The organism is Mesorhizobium sp. M2E.F.Ca.ET.209.01.1.1, assembly GCF_004010375.2.
GTDB lineage: Bacteria > Pseudomonadota > Alphaproteobacteria > Rhizobiales > Rhizobiaceae > Mesorhizobium.
In genome coordinates this window covers 1-364 of sequence record NZ_SADP02000461.1, presented here as the reverse complement: position 1 = coordinate 364, position 364 = coordinate 1, and the positions used below count along the sequence as shown (strand labels likewise).

The window sequence follows — 364 nt, the reverse complement described above, 5'->3', positions numbered from 1 at the left end:
TGCGGCTCGCTGCCGGCAACGATCCACGTGGTGCAATGGGGCGGCGCCCATGTCTGGAAGGTCGGGACCAAGGTGTTTGCGATCGGTGGCTGGGATCAGGGTGAGCAGCTTTTCGTCACCTTCAAATGCTCCGCTGTTGCCTATGACGTGCTCAAGGAGCAGCCCGGCCTGCGCCCCGCGCCCTATCTTGCCTCCCGCGGCATGAAGTGGATCCAGCGTCAGACAAGCCAGAGCATGGATGATGGTGCGCTGAAGGACTATTTGCGCGAGAGTCATCGCCTGGTTGCTCTGAAGCTGACGAAGCAGGCGCGCAAGGAATTGGGGCTTGGCGTGGGCTAGCTAATATTCCTCGAGGCGTCGGAAG

Annotated in this window: 1 protein-coding gene; it reads left to right on the top strand. The window is 61.3% G+C overall.

Annotated features, from left to right (window positions below):
- Positions 1-9 precede the first annotated feature (9 nt).
- Positions 10-339, top strand: a complete 330-nt coding sequence (locus EN852_RS36485; protein WP_246694528.1) for an MmcQ/YjbR family DNA-binding protein — start codon at positions 10-12, stop codon at positions 337-339.
- The last annotated feature ends 25 nt before the right edge of the window (positions 340-364 follow it).